General features: G+C 39.7%; 12 protein-coding genes. 10 read left to right on the top strand and 2 right to left on the bottom strand.

All coding sequences use genetic code 11. The features are described 5' to 3' along the window. The first annotated feature begins 918 nt into the window (after positions 1-918). Positions 919-1,737, top strand: coding sequence for a hypothetical protein (locus CRT24_RS07045; RefSeq protein ID WP_099370535.1), 819 nt, complete (start codon positions 919-921; stop codon positions 1,735-1,737). A 13-nt stretch (positions 1,738-1,750) separates the two neighbouring features. Next, entirely contained in the window at positions 1,751-2,194 is a 444-nt protein-coding gene (locus CRT24_RS07050; RefSeq protein WP_099370536.1) for a hypothetical protein, read from the top strand. Here the strand turns inward: CRT24_RS07050 and CRT24_RS07055 are convergent. After that, positions 2,191-3,342 carry an acyl-CoA dehydrogenase family protein gene (locus tag CRT24_RS07055; protein ID WP_218962589.1) on the bottom strand — a complete coding sequence of 384 codons (1,152 nt, stop codon included), beginning with the start codon at positions 3,340-3,342 and terminating at the stop codon, positions 2,191-2,193. The genes CRT24_RS07050 and CRT24_RS07055 overlap by 4 nt on opposite strands. A gap of 317 nt (positions 3,343-3,659) precedes the next feature. Here CRT24_RS07055 and CRT24_RS07060 point away from each other — a divergent pair, with 317 nt between their 5' ends. From CRT24_RS07060 to CRT24_RS07085, 7 genes are all read left to right on the top strand, one after another. After that, the gene (locus tag CRT24_RS07060) at positions 3,660-5,189 is read left to right on the top strand and encodes an aldehyde dehydrogenase family protein (RefSeq protein ID WP_099370538.1); all 1,530 of its coding nucleotides are present in this window, start codon (positions 3,660-3,662) and stop codon (positions 5,187-5,189) included. A 6-nt stretch (positions 5,190-5,195) separates the two neighbouring features. Then, complete coding sequence (lat, locus tag CRT24_RS07065) at positions 5,196-6,485, top strand: L-lysine 6-transaminase (RefSeq protein WP_180269082.1); 1,290 nt, start codon at positions 5,196-5,198, stop codon at positions 6,483-6,485. A gap of 204 nt (positions 6,486-6,689) precedes the next feature. Further along, positions 6,690-6,857: a hypothetical protein gene (locus CRT24_RS20840; RefSeq protein ID WP_180269083.1), complete on the top strand. Its 168-nt coding sequence runs from the start codon at positions 6,690-6,692 to the stop codon at positions 6,855-6,857. Positions 6,858-6,954: 97 nt separating this feature from the next. Next, the gene (gene mutL / locus CRT24_RS07070; RefSeq protein WP_099370540.1) at positions 6,955-8,820 is read left to right on the top strand and encodes a DNA mismatch repair endonuclease MutL; all 1,866 of its coding nucleotides are present in this window, start codon (positions 6,955-6,957) and stop codon (positions 8,818-8,820) included. Positions 8,821-8,835: 15 nt separating this feature from the next. Then, positions 8,836-9,552 carry a rhomboid family intramembrane serine protease gene (locus CRT24_RS07075; RefSeq protein WP_099370541.1) on the top strand — a complete coding sequence of 239 codons (717 nt, stop codon included), beginning with the start codon at positions 8,836-8,838 and terminating at the stop codon, positions 9,550-9,552. 16 nt (positions 9,553-9,568) lie between these two features. Next, a complete protein-coding gene (locus tag CRT24_RS07080; RefSeq protein WP_099370542.1) occupies positions 9,569-10,444 on the top strand; it encodes a rhomboid family intramembrane serine protease in 876 nt (291 codons plus the stop codon). Positions 10,445-10,698: 254 nt separating this feature from the next. After that, positions 10,699-11,544 carry an endonuclease/exonuclease/phosphatase family protein gene (locus CRT24_RS07085; RefSeq protein WP_257213984.1) on the top strand — a complete coding sequence of 282 codons (846 nt, stop codon included), beginning with the start codon at positions 10,699-10,701 and terminating at the stop codon, positions 11,542-11,544. A gap of 8 nt (positions 11,545-11,552) precedes the next feature. On the opposite strand, the gene CRT24_RS07090 is transcribed toward CRT24_RS07085, so the two are convergent. After that, a complete protein-coding gene (locus tag CRT24_RS07090; protein WP_099370544.1) occupies positions 11,553-13,163 on the bottom strand; it encodes a S41 family peptidase in 1,611 nt (536 codons plus the stop codon). Between the two features lie 138 nt (positions 13,164-13,301). Between CRT24_RS07090 and CRT24_RS07095 the strand changes: the two genes are divergently transcribed. Beyond that, complete coding sequence (locus CRT24_RS07095; protein WP_099370545.1) at positions 13,302-13,868, top strand: hypothetical protein; 567 nt, start codon at positions 13,302-13,304, stop codon at positions 13,866-13,868. The last annotated feature ends 81 nt before the right edge of the window (positions 13,869-13,949 follow it).

Raw genomic sequence — 13,949 nt, forward strand, 5'->3', positions numbered from 1 at the left:
AGAGTGCTTGAGCACTCCTGAACTGTCATTTCTGTTGGCTCCGGGCGTCGCGCCCATCGCCGTTTCCCCTGGTTGGGACTGCAAAGGTAGGAGCTTTTTTCGAATCCGCAAAATTTATTTTGAAATAATTTTCGCGRCCCCTTTTCGGCTTCCCGTGCCGGCATCGTGCCGCCTGCGGTGTCGCCCGTCCTTCCCCTCATTTCAGTGGCGTTTCCGCCGTCCCTCCCTTGCGGAGTGGTGCAAAGATAGGGACATTTGCACATTACTTCCAAGACCCCGGCACAACATTTTTTGCAGAATGACCGTAACTCGCTATGCCATTGAAAGATAATTTTTCGGCCAATGGCCAAAAGGCCGGCTCGCGGGTACGCCAGCGGGGGAAAGCGCGCCCCCGGCCGACCCCGGCGGGCACGGAAACGGAAAGGCATTTAAGATATATTTCATGCCCCTGGCATTTGACCCCGATGGGGCTTTTGCTCATCATTACCATCCCTGCTCCACATTTCACCTTTCAGCCTTTCCACATATAATCATGTCAAACATGATTAATCCGATCAATCACAGTTTAACAGGTGGCCGGTGGGGACACCGGCCACGGCGGTTGTTTTGATCTCCTTCCACTCTCCTTCCACTCTCCTTCCACTCTCCTTCCACTCTCCTTCCACTCTCAGTCCTCTTTCGTTCGCACCTCGTTCGGGTGTTTTCCGAAGAAGCTCCGAACAAGGTCCGGACAAGGTCCGAACGAGAGACGAACCAGAGTATACCGAGACAGGAACAAGACCATAACAAGAACCAGCAGAGTCAATAGCAGTCAAATAAACCCCCATCACCTGTCGCTGTTAAAAAACCTTAAATACACAATATCAGCTTTCGAAGCCCCCAAAAATCAATTATCTTTAATCAAACCCAATCATAACCATGGACAATGATAACCAAAGTGTAAGCTCAGCTTACTTTCCAAGCAATCCTATATTATTCAGGTTCACTTTTTTGTTTATAGTCCTGTTTACACTTTTATTCAACAACGGGACATTGATCTTATTGAATCCGCAACCCCTGTTGAAAATTGATGCGCTGCTGGTTTCGGCGAATTGGGTGGCTAACCATATCTTTCAAGATGACCGAACCATCACCTACGGTTTCGGTGGTAGTGGTGACACCAGCTTTCATTGGTATACATTGTTTATTGTTCTAATGCTTTCGCTAATTGGCACTCTTGTTTGGTCAATTTTTGCCAAAGGGACGAAGAACTACAACACACTCTATTATTGGCTCACGGTAATTGTTAGATATTATATAGGGCTGATGATGATACAATATGGCATTGCGAAACTTTACCAAAGCCAATTTCCATTTCCTTTCCATCTTACTCTTGTGTCACCTCTTTACAATATGCACCCTATGACATTGGCTTGGACATTTTTTGGAGCATCGTATGGTTATAATATATTTATAGGAATCGTTGAGGTATTGGGGGTCCTCTTGCTCTTTAGGAAGACCGCAACATTGGGCGCTCTCATTACATTGGCCACAAGTTTGAACGTCATGGCCATTAATTACTTTTACAACGTGCCGGTAAAAATGGTTTCGACTGCTTTGGTATTATTTTGCCTATTTCTATTAGCTCCAAATATCCAGAGACTGTTTGCTTTTCTCTGCCAGGGCAAATCCACCTCCTTGGTCAGTTTTCCCAATTTGAACATAACTTCGAAAAATAGGCAGGATTTCAATTATTAGTATAAAGTACTTATTGATTGTGATTACTGTTGGCGTGTCTTTAAGTTCGAAAAACAATTCTAGTGAAATAAGGAATGCTTTTAACGATCCAGAATCAGAGCTATATGGAGCTTTCTATATTACAGACAAGGAACAGAAGAACAAAAATCTGATAGGCATATCGGAAAATTGGCAGAAGTTTATATTTATGACCGATACAAAGCTGATTATTCAGAATTACGAGTCCAAGAGCACGGATTATCAGATCATAGTAGACCGTAAAAAGAAGGAAGTGAAGATTGTTGCTAAATATGGCGAGAGAGGAATCCATGCCACTTACAAAAAAGGGAATAATGGGAATATTATCTTAACCACGGTAAATTCTGAAACTCCTATAACCTTGGAATTGACGAAAATAGACTTAGACAATATCCCCCTTCATACACAAAAGTTCAACTGGGTCAGGGGCGACATTTAAAATGCGCTGATTCCTGTTATATCATTACCTGTGATCAATAGATGGATATCATGAGTTCCTTCATAAGTGATGACCGATTCCAGGTTCATCATATGTCGCATAATAGGATAGTCGCCTACTATGCCCATTGCACCGAGTATCTGTCGAGCGTCGCGAGCGATCTGCAGGGCCATATTTACATTATTTCTTTTAGCCATTGATATCTGCGCTGGTGTTGCTTGGTCTTCATTTTTCAATTGTCCCAAACGTAGGGATAGCAGCTGTGCTTTGGTGATTTCTGTGACCATTTCGGCCATTTTTTTCTGTTGCAATTGGAATGATGCTATTGGTTTTCCGAATTGTTGGCGTTCTTTAGCATATTTCAGGGCTGTTTGGTAGCAATCAACGGCAGCTCCGATCGCACCCCAAGAAATTCCGTATCGGGCAGAATTGAGGCATGACAATGGTCCGCGCATCGAATTCACCTCTGGTAAGATGTTTTCTTTAGGGATATATACTTGATCAAAAACCAACTCTCCTGTTTTTGATGCCCGCAGGGACCACTTATTCAGTGTTTCGGGTGTACTGAATCCTTCGAAGCCTCTTTCTACGATGACCCCTCTGATTTTCTTTTCTTCGTCTCTAGCCCATACCACAGCAATGTCACAGATCGGCGCATTGGTGATCCACATTTTTGCACCATTCAATCTATATCCATCTCCATCTTTTATCAATTTTGTTTCCATTCCAGCTGGGTCGGATCCATGGTTGGGTTCTGTCAAGCCGAATGCACCAATAAGTTCACCTTTTCCTAATCCAGGGAGGAATTTTAGTTTTTGGTCTTCTGATCCAAAACTATATATAGGGTACATGACCAATGAAGATTGTACAGATGCTGCGGATCGGATTGCAGAATCGCCATATTCCAATTCCTGCATTATAAGTCCGTATGCGATCTGATCGAGGCCTGCCCCACCGTACTGTTCGGGGATAAATGGCCCCAGGGCACCAATTCTGCCCAATTTTTTCATCAGATCAGGAATTTCCTTGTGCTCTTGTGCATACTGATCGATTATAGGAGAGATTTCAGATTTGACAAATTCACTTATCGAATCGCGAACCAAAAGCTGTTCAGGTGTTAGTAATTGTTCGATTTGGTAGTAGTCCATATTAGTATTGAGATGTGAGATGTGAGATATTAGATGTGAGATGTGGGATATGAGATATGAGATATTACTGGTTTAATGATTAGGGTTTAAATATTTATTGTTTTTATAATATGATTATAGTTCTAAATTAAGGTTCTTCTTATCTTTTAACAATGACATTGGTCATCAATTTAAATTTTTGGGACTTGTTATTGGTTAAATTTCGTAATTCTCGTATCACAAAATTTTATAACTCTAAACAATCTACTGTCTAATATATAAAATAACAAAAATAATTCTCTATATTTATGAAAATTTCGAATAATATAAACCATATTATGACATCAAAAGAATTAAAAGCACTTGGGATTGAGTCTGAGAATCTAGGTACCTCTACGGGAAACAAATGGTTTGCTAAGGGTGAATTGATTGATTCTTACTCTCCTACAAATGGAAAGTTGATTGCCAAGGTAAAGTGCACTACAAAAAAGGAATACGATAAAGTTATAGAAGAGGCTGAGAAGGCTAAATTGATTTGGAGGGATATTCCTGCGCCTAAGCGTGGGGAGATAGTCCGTCAATTAGGAGAGAAATTGCGTGAATTGAAGCCTGTTTTAGGGAAATTGGTATCCTATGAAATGGGAAAATCCTACCAGGAAGGTTTAGGTGAGGTACAGGAGATGATCGACATCTGTGATTTTGCTGTAGGATTAAGCAGACAGTTATATGGCAATACCATTCATTCTGAAAGACCTGGCCACAGGATGTACGATCAATATCATCCACTAGGGATTGTAGGAATAATCACTGCATTTAACTTTCCTGTAGCAGTTTGGTCTTGGAATGCTGCCTTAGCATTAGTTTGTGGGGATGTTGTTGTTTGGAAACCGAGCGAAAAGACTCCTCTATGTGCTGTTGCCTGCCAGAACATCATTGGGGAGATTTTAAAATCCAATAAATTGCCTGAGGGCATTTCATCGGTTGTTACCGGAGATGCTGAGGTAGGGAAATGGATTGCTGAGGATGATCGGATTCCATTGGTTTCGGCTACAGGTTCTACGCGTATGGGTAAAGCTGTTGCTGGAGTTGTGGCACAGCGTTTAGGAAAATCATTGTTGGAGTTAGGTGGCAACAATGCCATTATTGTAAGTCCATCAGCAGATTTAAAGATGACGATCATTGGAGCGGTTTTCGGCGCGGTTGGGACAGCAGGACAACGCTGTACGAGCACAAGGAGGTTGATTATCCATGAAAGCATTTACGATAAGGTTAAGAAATCATTGGTTGACGCCTACAAACAAATAAAGATTGGAGATCCATTGGACAGCAAAAACCATATGGGCCCTTTGATCGACACCGCGGCAGTTGATATGTACTTATCAGCTCTTGACAAGATCAAGGCAGAGGGTGGCAAGTTACTGACCAAAGGCGAAGTATTGCAAGGATCAGGTTATGAGAGTGGCTGTTATGTAACACCTGTCATAGCAGAAGTTGAAAATCATTATGAGATTGTACAACATGAGACATTTGCACCGATTTTATATTTGATAAAATACAAGGGTGAGGTTGATGAGGCGATTGCGCTGCAAAATGGCGTAAGACAAGGACTTTCATCAGCGATCATGACCAACAGTTTACGAGAGGCTGAGTTGTTCTTGAGTCAGAATGGGTCTGACTGTGGGATTGCCAATGTTAACATTGGTACTTCCGGCGCTGAGATCGGTGGTGCTTTCGGGGGAGAGAAAGACACTGGTGGCGGCCGTGAGTCAGGATCTGATGCATGGAAAATATATATGCGCAGACAAACCAATACTATTAACTACACAACAAGCTTGCCTTTGGCACAAGGTATTAAATTTGATTTATAAACCATTATGAGAGAAACACATAAAAGATTAGCAAAACATATATTGGCAGATGGGCTACCTGTTGTTATGGACCTGGACAAATCCCACGGTTCTTATATCGTAGACATCGATGGTAAGGAGTATTTGGACATGTTCAGCATGTTTGCATCCTCACCGGTTGGATATAATCATCCATATATTCTGGCGAATGAAAAGCAGCTTGAAAAAGTATCGATTAACAAATTAGCTTTATCGGATATTTATCCTGACGAATATGCTGATTTTATGGATACTTTTGAGCGTGTTGGGATTCCCCAAGAGTTAAGCTACTGCTTTTTTATTGACGGTGGAGGATTGGCCGTTGAGAATGCTCTAAAAGCTGCATTTGACTGGAAGACGAGGTTGAACCTTTCAAAAGGGATTGACCAAGAGGCAAGTCAGGTGATCCATTTTAAGCAAGCATTCCATGGCAGGACTGGTTATACATTATCCTTGACGAACACAAAAGACCCGAGGAAATACATGTATTTCCCAAAATTTAATTGGCCAAGGATTACGAATCCGAAGTTGACTTTTCCATTGACTGAAGAATCTGTTGCTGCTACCGTAGAACTCGAGAAGCAAGCGATACAAGAAATTGAGTCTGCCATTGCGAGCAATCCCAATGACATTGCCTGTTTAATTTTGGAGCCTATTCAAGCAGAAGGTGGTGACAATCATTTTAGGAAGGAATTTTTCCAGAAATTGCGTGAGATCTGTGACCAGCACGATATCATCCTAATTTTGGACGAAGTTCAGACAGGAATTGCGATGACTGGAAAGATGTGGTGTTACCAACATTACGGTATAGTACCTGATGTTATTTCATTTGGCAAGAAAACCCAGGTTTGTGGCATTTTGGCGAACAGGGAGAAATTTGACCGTGTTGAGAAGAATGTATTCCAGGAATCGAGCCGTATCAATTCTACTTTTGGTGGCAACTTGGTGGACATGATTCGCTTTAAGTTGATTCTTGAAATCATCGAAAAGGAAGGATTAGTAAACAAGGCAGAAACATTAGGGGAATATCTTCAAGTTAAATTAATGGAACTGGAGGAAAAACACCCAAGCATCAGTAATGTTCGGGGTAAAGGGCTTCTCATCGCATTCGATTTGCCTTCAGAAGAAATCAGGGATAAATTTGTGAAGGATGCAATGTCCGAGAACATGTTGATCCTTGGATGTGGCGATAAGAGTATCCGATTCAGACCGCATCTGACCGTCACAAAAGAAGATTTGGACAAAGCAATAGCTATTATTGACAAAATAGTTGATTAATAAATTAAAATCCCGTTTTTAGAAGCGGGATTTTTTATTTGCAAAACAATCCTATTAAAGGAGATTTTAAAGATACAATTGAAACTTGAGCCAGGTTTACTGGTTGGTGGAGACACCAACCAGGGCGGGGTGTTGGAGGCACCGAACAGGTCTTACAATATTAATGTCAAATAACAGCACTATGGCGAATCATCAAACATTCTTATGGAACAGGATTGTTTTCTTTACGAATTGATTGAAGATATCCACCCAACCAATGAAATAGAAGAAGTTAAGTTTTTTGACATGGAGATGTATGAATTGGAGGAGGCTCAAGTTCCGGGAGTCATAAAAATATTTGACCAATTAATTGCGGATAAACATTTATCATAAAAGGTCTTATGGTTATTCAAAATATTTGACAATAATTAGTTTAAAGAGGTGGGCTAAAATCCTATTGATTGGAGTCATTTTTGTACCTTTGTAGATTATGTCGGATATAATTCAATTGCTTCCAGATTCAGTAGCAAATCAGATTGCGGCGGGCGAGGTTGTACAGCGTCCCTCTTCAGCGATCAAGGAACTGATGGAGAATGCTATAGATGCTGGGGCAGATCATATAAAACTTATTATCAAAGATGCGGGGAAGTCATTGATCCAGGTGATTGACAATGGCTGTGGTATGAGCGTTACGGATGCTCGTTTATGTTTTGAGCGACATGCTACCTCGAAGATCAGGAAGGCAGAGGATCTATTTGCGATTCGTACGATGGGATTTCGAGGTGAGGCGATGGCCTCTATAGCAGCTATTGCCCACGTGGAACTTAAGACTCGACGCATTGAGGATGAGTTGGGTACGGTAGTAGAGATCGAAGGATCAGAGGTTATCCAACAATACCCAGACCAAGCTCCTGCAGGCACGAGCATTTCTGTAAAAAACCTTTTCTACAATATTCCTGCTAGAAGGAACTTCTTAAAAAGCAATTCTGTTGAGCTTCGACATATCATCGACGAGTTCCAACGTGTTGCATTGGCACATCCCAATATATTCTTCAGTTTCCATAGTGATGGCAATGAATTGTTTCATTTGCCTAAAGAAACTTTGAAACAACGGATTGTTCACTTATTTGGCAACAACTACAATCAGAGGTTGGTTCCTGTTGAGGAGACGACGAGTATTTTGAACATCAATGGATTTATTGGTAAGCCTGAATTTGCCAAGAAAACTCGCGGTGAGCAGTTTTTTTTCGTAAACAACCGATACATAAAAGATCCTTATTTGAATCATGCTGTCATGAATGCATATGAGGAGATCCTACCAGCTGATACATTTCCGTTATATGTCTTGTTTATCGATATCGATCCATCAAAAATCGACATCAACGTTCATCCTACCAAAACAGAGATTAAATATGAGGATGAAAAGGCGATCTATGCTATTCTTAGGTCAGCGGTAAAGCGCAGTATTGGGAGGTATAACATTGCTCCCACCTTGGATTTTGAACAGGAAACGGGTTTCAACAACTTGATTACTCCGAAACCTTTGGATGAGATTCAAGCACCAACGATCAACTTCAATCCGAATTTCAATCCATTTGATGATGGTGTAAAAAAACATACACGTAGTTATATTGCACCGGAACAGGTTGAACGGAGGAGCGCTATTCCACAGAACTGGGACAGTTTATATCAGATTACGGAAACGGAAGAAGCGGAGCAACTCAGTCTTCTTCCCACGGAGGAAGATGTTAGATCAGAGGCTGAAATTATCCAGCCATCGGACCAGCCGAAGAAGCAATTTTTCCAGTTGCACAACCGTTATATAGTATCTCAAATACATTCTGGATTTATGTTGATAGATCAACAAGCTGCGCATGAGCGGATTCTTTTTGAGCAATTTCAACAACAATTAACGAATAATCAAGGGACGAGCCAGCAGAGTTTGTTTCCACAGACCATTGAGTTGAATCCGGCTGATTTTGCTTTGGTTCAGGATATTTTGCCTGAAATCCATTCATTGGGATTTCAATTACGTCCATTTGGGAAAACTACGTATATTGTAGATGGAATTCCGGCGGATTTGGAAAACATCAATGAGAGCCAGATTATCGAGAAGTTATTGGAGGATTTCAAGAACCAGAGCGACTTGCGTCTGAACAAGAGGGAGCGATTAGCAAAAAGTTTGGCGAAGAATGCTTCGATTAAACCGGGTACGAAATTAGACAATGATGGTATGGCTGAATTGATCGACAAGTTATTTGCTTGTGAGTCACCAAACATTTCTCTTTTTGGGAAGCCCGTAATTATTACTTATACCCTACAGGAGTTAGCCGAGCGCTTTGGTAGGATCATTTAATTTTGAAATTATTATATGAATAACCTTTTAGGAAATTTACCTACAGTAACGAAGAATCTATTGATCATCAATATTGTTTGTTTTATTGGATCGATGATTTTTGATCAAGCTACGAGATTCTTTGGAGTTTTTTATCCAGATTCACCATTTTTCAAGATCTGGCAGATTATCACCTATATGTTTATGCATGGAGGTTTTGGCCATATTTTCTTCAATATGTTTGCGTTGGTGATGTTTGGTGCTGTTATTGAGCGGATTTTGGGTCCAAAGCGCTTTCTGAACTATTATTTAATTTGTGGTTTAGGGGCTTTGGTTTTGCAATATGGTGTCCAAGCGTTTGAGGTTTATAGCATTGCTGGCACTGTTAAAGCGTCTCAATTCTTGAATTTCAACTATACTACAGGTATGGTTTCAACTAATTTGCCGATTACACAAGATCAATTGGGAACATTACTTTCGATATACGGCACACCATTGGTAGGAGCTTCAGGGGCGATTTACGGGTTGCTTTTGGCATATGGGTATTTGTTTCCAAATGCAGAACTTATGTTGATCTTTTTACCGGTCCCAATTAAGGCTAAATATTTTATTCCCATTCTGATTGTCATTGAAATTGTTTTGGGTTTTTCGAGTTCAGGGTCATCAATTGCCCACTTGGCGCATGTTGGAGGTGCCTTATTTGGGTTTATTCTTTTAAAAATGTGGGGAATAAAAAGAACAAATTATTATTAAGATTGTCTCGATAGATATGAAAAAGGAAAGTGGATTAAAAATGTTCTTCAGGACAACCTATCAAACAGGTTCTCCAATTCCTTATATACTATCTATTCAGATTATTCTATTTGTCCTACTTCATATTGCTGATTTATTAGTTGACCTAGGAGTGATCAGCTTTCCGCTTTATGATTGGATGTTGACCAACTTGACTCTTCCGAATACATTTTCGGAGTTTATTTTGCGTCCATGGACGTTGATTACCTATCCATTCGTCTACGACGGTTTATTCCGGATTGTATTCGATTGTCTTTGGTTATATTGGATGGGCACTACTTTTCTGAATTTTCTAAACAAGCGCCAATTACTAACCGTTTTCTTTGTTTCATTTTTCTTGAGCGGGTTGAGTTTTCTGGCTTTATCGCAGGTTGAATTTTTGGCTAAGGGGCCTTATTCTTCTTTGTTTTCGAATTCGATGGGATTGGCTTCTTTGGTTGCGAGCATAATGGTTTTGGTTCCCAATTTGGAGATCAGGTTGTTTTTGTTTGGGACTGTTCGTTTTCGGACCATTGCTATTGTTTTCTTTTCATTAGAGATTTTATTTTACTTGTTTGCTAATCGAGCTGCGGCAGCAACCTTTCCTATTGCGATTCTTTGGGGAGCGATTTTCATGTATCAATTACAGGCGGGAAATGATTTGAGCAAGTGGTTTGTTTTTCAACGAAAGAAGAAACTTCGGGTGGTCCATCCTGTCAAAAAAGTTCCTACTTACCGTAGTTACAAAGGTGATCTTCCGAACCAGGAAGTTATAGATGAAATTTTGGATAAAATTTCTCAAAATGGATACGAAAGTCTATCTTCACGGGAAAAAGAAATCCTATTTAGGATAAGTAGAGAAGAGCAAGAATAATGTTAATCAAAAAGAAGAATCTCGGTTTTTTTAGCAAGACCATTATGCTGGGCAACCTAGCAGCTATAGTTGCTCTTTTTGTATGTTATTCAGCTTCTATTATTAATCCGAAATCCTTTTGGCCGAGTTCGTTTTTAGGGTTGGGCTATTTACCCATCTTATTGATTAATTTAGGTTTTATCTTTTACTGGATTTTACGGAAACCTAAGTATTCTCTGTTTTCCCTAATTGCTATTTTAATAGGTTGGAATTTAATGACGAAGCATGTCACGTTCAATTCTGTTGAACCACGGACAAAGAACGATTCATCTTTGCGGGTTATGACTTACAATGTGCATATGTTTGAATCTGTTGAGAAGACAGAGACGCCTGCTAAGGATGTTTTCACAGAAATCATCAAAGATGTTGATCCCGATGTGCTCTGCTTGCAGGAGTTCAGCAGTACGATCAAAGGGAACAAAAAATTCAGTGAGAAGATCAAATCTCACAATAATTTTGACAGCTATTATTTTGCTCCTTCGCAACAGAATGAATATAATGCCTATGGGCAGGTTATTTTTTCTAAGTTTCCGATTATCAATTCGGGATTGATCAAGAAGAATGAATATGGTATCAACCGGATCATTTATGTTGACATTGTTAAGAACGAGGATACGGTAAGGGTATATAACGTTCATTTACGTTCCTTTGGTCTACAGAGTGAGGACAAGGAATTCATTCAGAATCCTAAAACTGGAGATGGTACTGAAGAGACCAAAACAAAACGTGTTGGCAGAAAATTAAAATGGGCATTTGAACAGCGCAGCGACCAGGCTGAATCTTTGTTTGATCATATTGAAGAAACGAAATATCCCAAGATTGTTATGGGCGACTTTAATGATACGCCTATGTCCTATTCAGTTAATTTAATAGGAAAAGATCTGAAAAATGCATTTCAGGAAAAGGGAAATGGTTGGGGTGTTACCCATTATGAGTTATTGCCCATTCTTCAGATTGACTACATTTTCTGTGAAAAGAACTTTTCAGTGAACAATTATCAGGTGGTGAAGAAGAAGATGTCTGACCACTACCCTATTTATGCAGACATCAGTCTTAATTAATAGGATTATTAGGAATTATTGTTGACGACTCCGAGCTGTGCCAATGCAGATTCTATGAAGGCGTCATATCTATTTTTCACTTTGAAATAAGCCTCTCTTCCGAAATAATATCTTCCCAAAAGCGCTTCAATATCACTTTGTATGAGGTCGTGCAAATCTCGTTGTTTTCCAGGAGATATATTCCAACCACGATCGGTCAAAAATTTAATAAAGCTATTGTATTCCGTTCTTGGGAGGTTATATCCTTGGAGAAAGTTCTCGATTGAATAAGCTGGTAATTTTTTGGTGAATCGGCTGTATACAAATTGTTCTATCAGACTGGACTGTACAAGGTCTTTATACAAAAGACTCACCTCATTAGAATCCACTGGTATTATTATATCTGGTACAATACCGCCACCACTATACAATTTTTTTCCGAGTTTGGTTTGGTACGCCTGTGCATGTGCATATGTTGTATCAAGAGACCATAAACCACTGTACATGGACACATAGTCATTCATAATAGACCAATTTGGGCTATATTTACGTTGGATGCTACGTCCCAGAGGAGTGTAATATCTAGCTATACTGAGGTTAATTGTAGAGCCATCTGAGAAGTCGAACAGTTCTTGCACAGTTGCCTTACCGTAGGTCCTTCTTCCTATAATTGTACCTCTATCCCAGTCTTGTACAGCTCCAGAAACGACTTCACTGGCTGATGCTGTTCTCTCATTGACTAATACCACCAATCGACCGTGGTCATAGCTACCTTTTCCTTCGGAAAGATAATCCTGTCTGGCTTCATGAGCCCCTTCGGTATAGACCATGAGTCGCTGATCAGGAAAGAATTCGCTGGCCATCTTAATGGCAATATGAAAATATCCACCACCATTGTCCCTAAGGTCCAATATTAGACTTTTCGCACCTTGTTTTTTAAGGTCAATAATTGCATTTTTAAATTCTTCAGCAGTTTTCAGGGAAAATCTTCTTATTCTTATAAACCCTATGGTTGGTTTAATAAGATAGGCTACGTCAAGTGAGCTGACATTTATCTGATCACGAACGGCTTTTAATGGTGTTGACATGACTGCAGAATCACGCTCAATTATCATCTGCACGGTTGACCCTCTTTTTCCACGCATTAATTTTTCAACTTCTTCTTTGGACACTGAATGACCAGCAATGTCTCGTTTTCCGATCTTAAGGATTCTATCTCCTACTTTAAATCCACCTTTATCAGCGGGCCCGTTTGTAATAACACCTACTACCAATAAGGTATCATTCAGGTTGAAGTATTCCATTCCAATTCCTTCGAATGTACCTTCCAGGACCTCTGTTTGGGTTTGAGATTCATTTGGAGTCAAGAAGGTTGAATATGGGTCAAGATGGGATATTATATGGTTTATTGCTCCATTTTGGACGGAGTCCATATTAATGCTATCTACATATCGATTTGAAATAAGATCGACTACCTGTTGTATTTTATAAGAGTTATCTGATAATCCAATAGGCACAAGAGATCCTCCGGTATTGAATCCTTGTTGGTCAGAGTAATTCTGTCCGAGGATCAATCCCAATAGAAGAGTAGCAGCATATGTTGCTGCGACAAAGATATTTCGTTTTCTACCTTTTTGCATTTACGGTCTGGTCCGCAAAATTAATGACTTAACAATTTGTTTAAAAGAAAATTATAACAATTATTTTATAACAATTAACAGTCCAAAAAGTAGGTTAACAGGTAATAATTCCGCAATTTTCAATAATTTTACAGATAGATGCATGAATTAGAACCATATTACAACTGGCGCGACTATTATATAGCAGCAGAAGATGAGCGAAGTCCATTTTATGGGACTATTTATAGTGAGTTTGAATACGATAAGAAAATCTACAATTATCTACTTCATCCGCAATGGGATTACTTTGGCTCCCAGACTTTATACCTTAAGATTATCTATGCAGATTATGATAAAGGATATTGCATTATAGAGTTTATTGGGGAATGGAACGATGCCATCTATAATGATATTATGGTACTTAAGCGTGAGCTTATTGACTTATTGATCGATGAAGGAATTACGAAATTCATTCTTATTGGAGAGAATATCTTGAATTTTCATGCTTCTGATGATTCCTATTATGAGGAATGGTTCAATGATATTGAAGATGGATGGATTGCAGGAATCAATTTCCGCGACCATGTGGTGAAGGAGTTTCAAGATAATCACATTGATTATTTTATCAACTTTGGGGAATACCTGAATAATTTTCCATGGCGTACATTAAAGCCCAAACAGGTTTATCACCATATTGAGGAACATATTCAGAAAAGGCTTTCCTGATCTAAAATAGATAAGTTAGCGTCAGTCGCTATTATTTTCATTTTGGACAGGAACTACAAGGGTTATATGTTCTAATTTTCC

This window comes from Sphingobacterium sp. 1.A.5 (assembly GCF_002734235.1).
GTDB lineage: Bacteria > Bacteroidota > Bacteroidia > Sphingobacteriales > Sphingobacteriaceae > Sphingobacterium > Sphingobacterium daejeonense.

Coding starts and splice junctions, on each gene's coding strand:
- CRT24_RS07045 (WP_099370535.1), top strand. CDS start 919: ATGGACAATGATAACCAAAGTGTAAGCTCAGCTTACTTTCCAAGCAAT.
- CRT24_RS07055 (WP_218962589.1), bottom strand. CDS start 3,342: ATGGACTACTACCAAATCGAACAATTACTAACACCTGAACAGCTTTTG.
- CRT24_RS07060 (WP_099370538.1), top strand. CDS start 3,660: ATGACATCAAAAGAATTAAAAGCACTTGGGATTGAGTCTGAGAATCTA.
- lat (WP_180269082.1), top strand. CDS start 5,196: ATGAGAGAAACACATAAAAGATTAGCAAAACATATATTGGCAGATGGG.
- CRT24_RS20840 (WP_180269083.1), top strand. CDS start 6,690: ATGGAACAGGATTGTTTTCTTTACGAATTGATTGAAGATATCCACCCA.
- mutL (WP_099370540.1), top strand. CDS start 6,955: ATGTCGGATATAATTCAATTGCTTCCAGATTCAGTAGCAAATCAGATT.
- CRT24_RS07075 (WP_099370541.1), top strand. CDS start 8,836: ATGAATAACCTTTTAGGAAATTTACCTACAGTAACGAAGAATCTATTG.
- CRT24_RS07080 (WP_099370542.1), top strand. CDS start 9,569: ATGAAAAAGGAAAGTGGATTAAAAATGTTCTTCAGGACAACCTATCAA.
- CRT24_RS07085 (WP_257213984.1), top strand. CDS start 10,699: ATGACGAAGCATGTCACGTTCAATTCTGTTGAACCACGGACAAAGAAC.
- CRT24_RS07090 (WP_099370544.1), bottom strand. CDS start 13,163: ATGCAAAAAGGTAGAAAACGAAATATCTTTGTCGCAGCAACATATGCT.
- CRT24_RS07095 (WP_099370545.1), top strand. CDS start 13,302: ATGCATGAATTAGAACCATATTACAACTGGCGCGACTATTATATAGCA.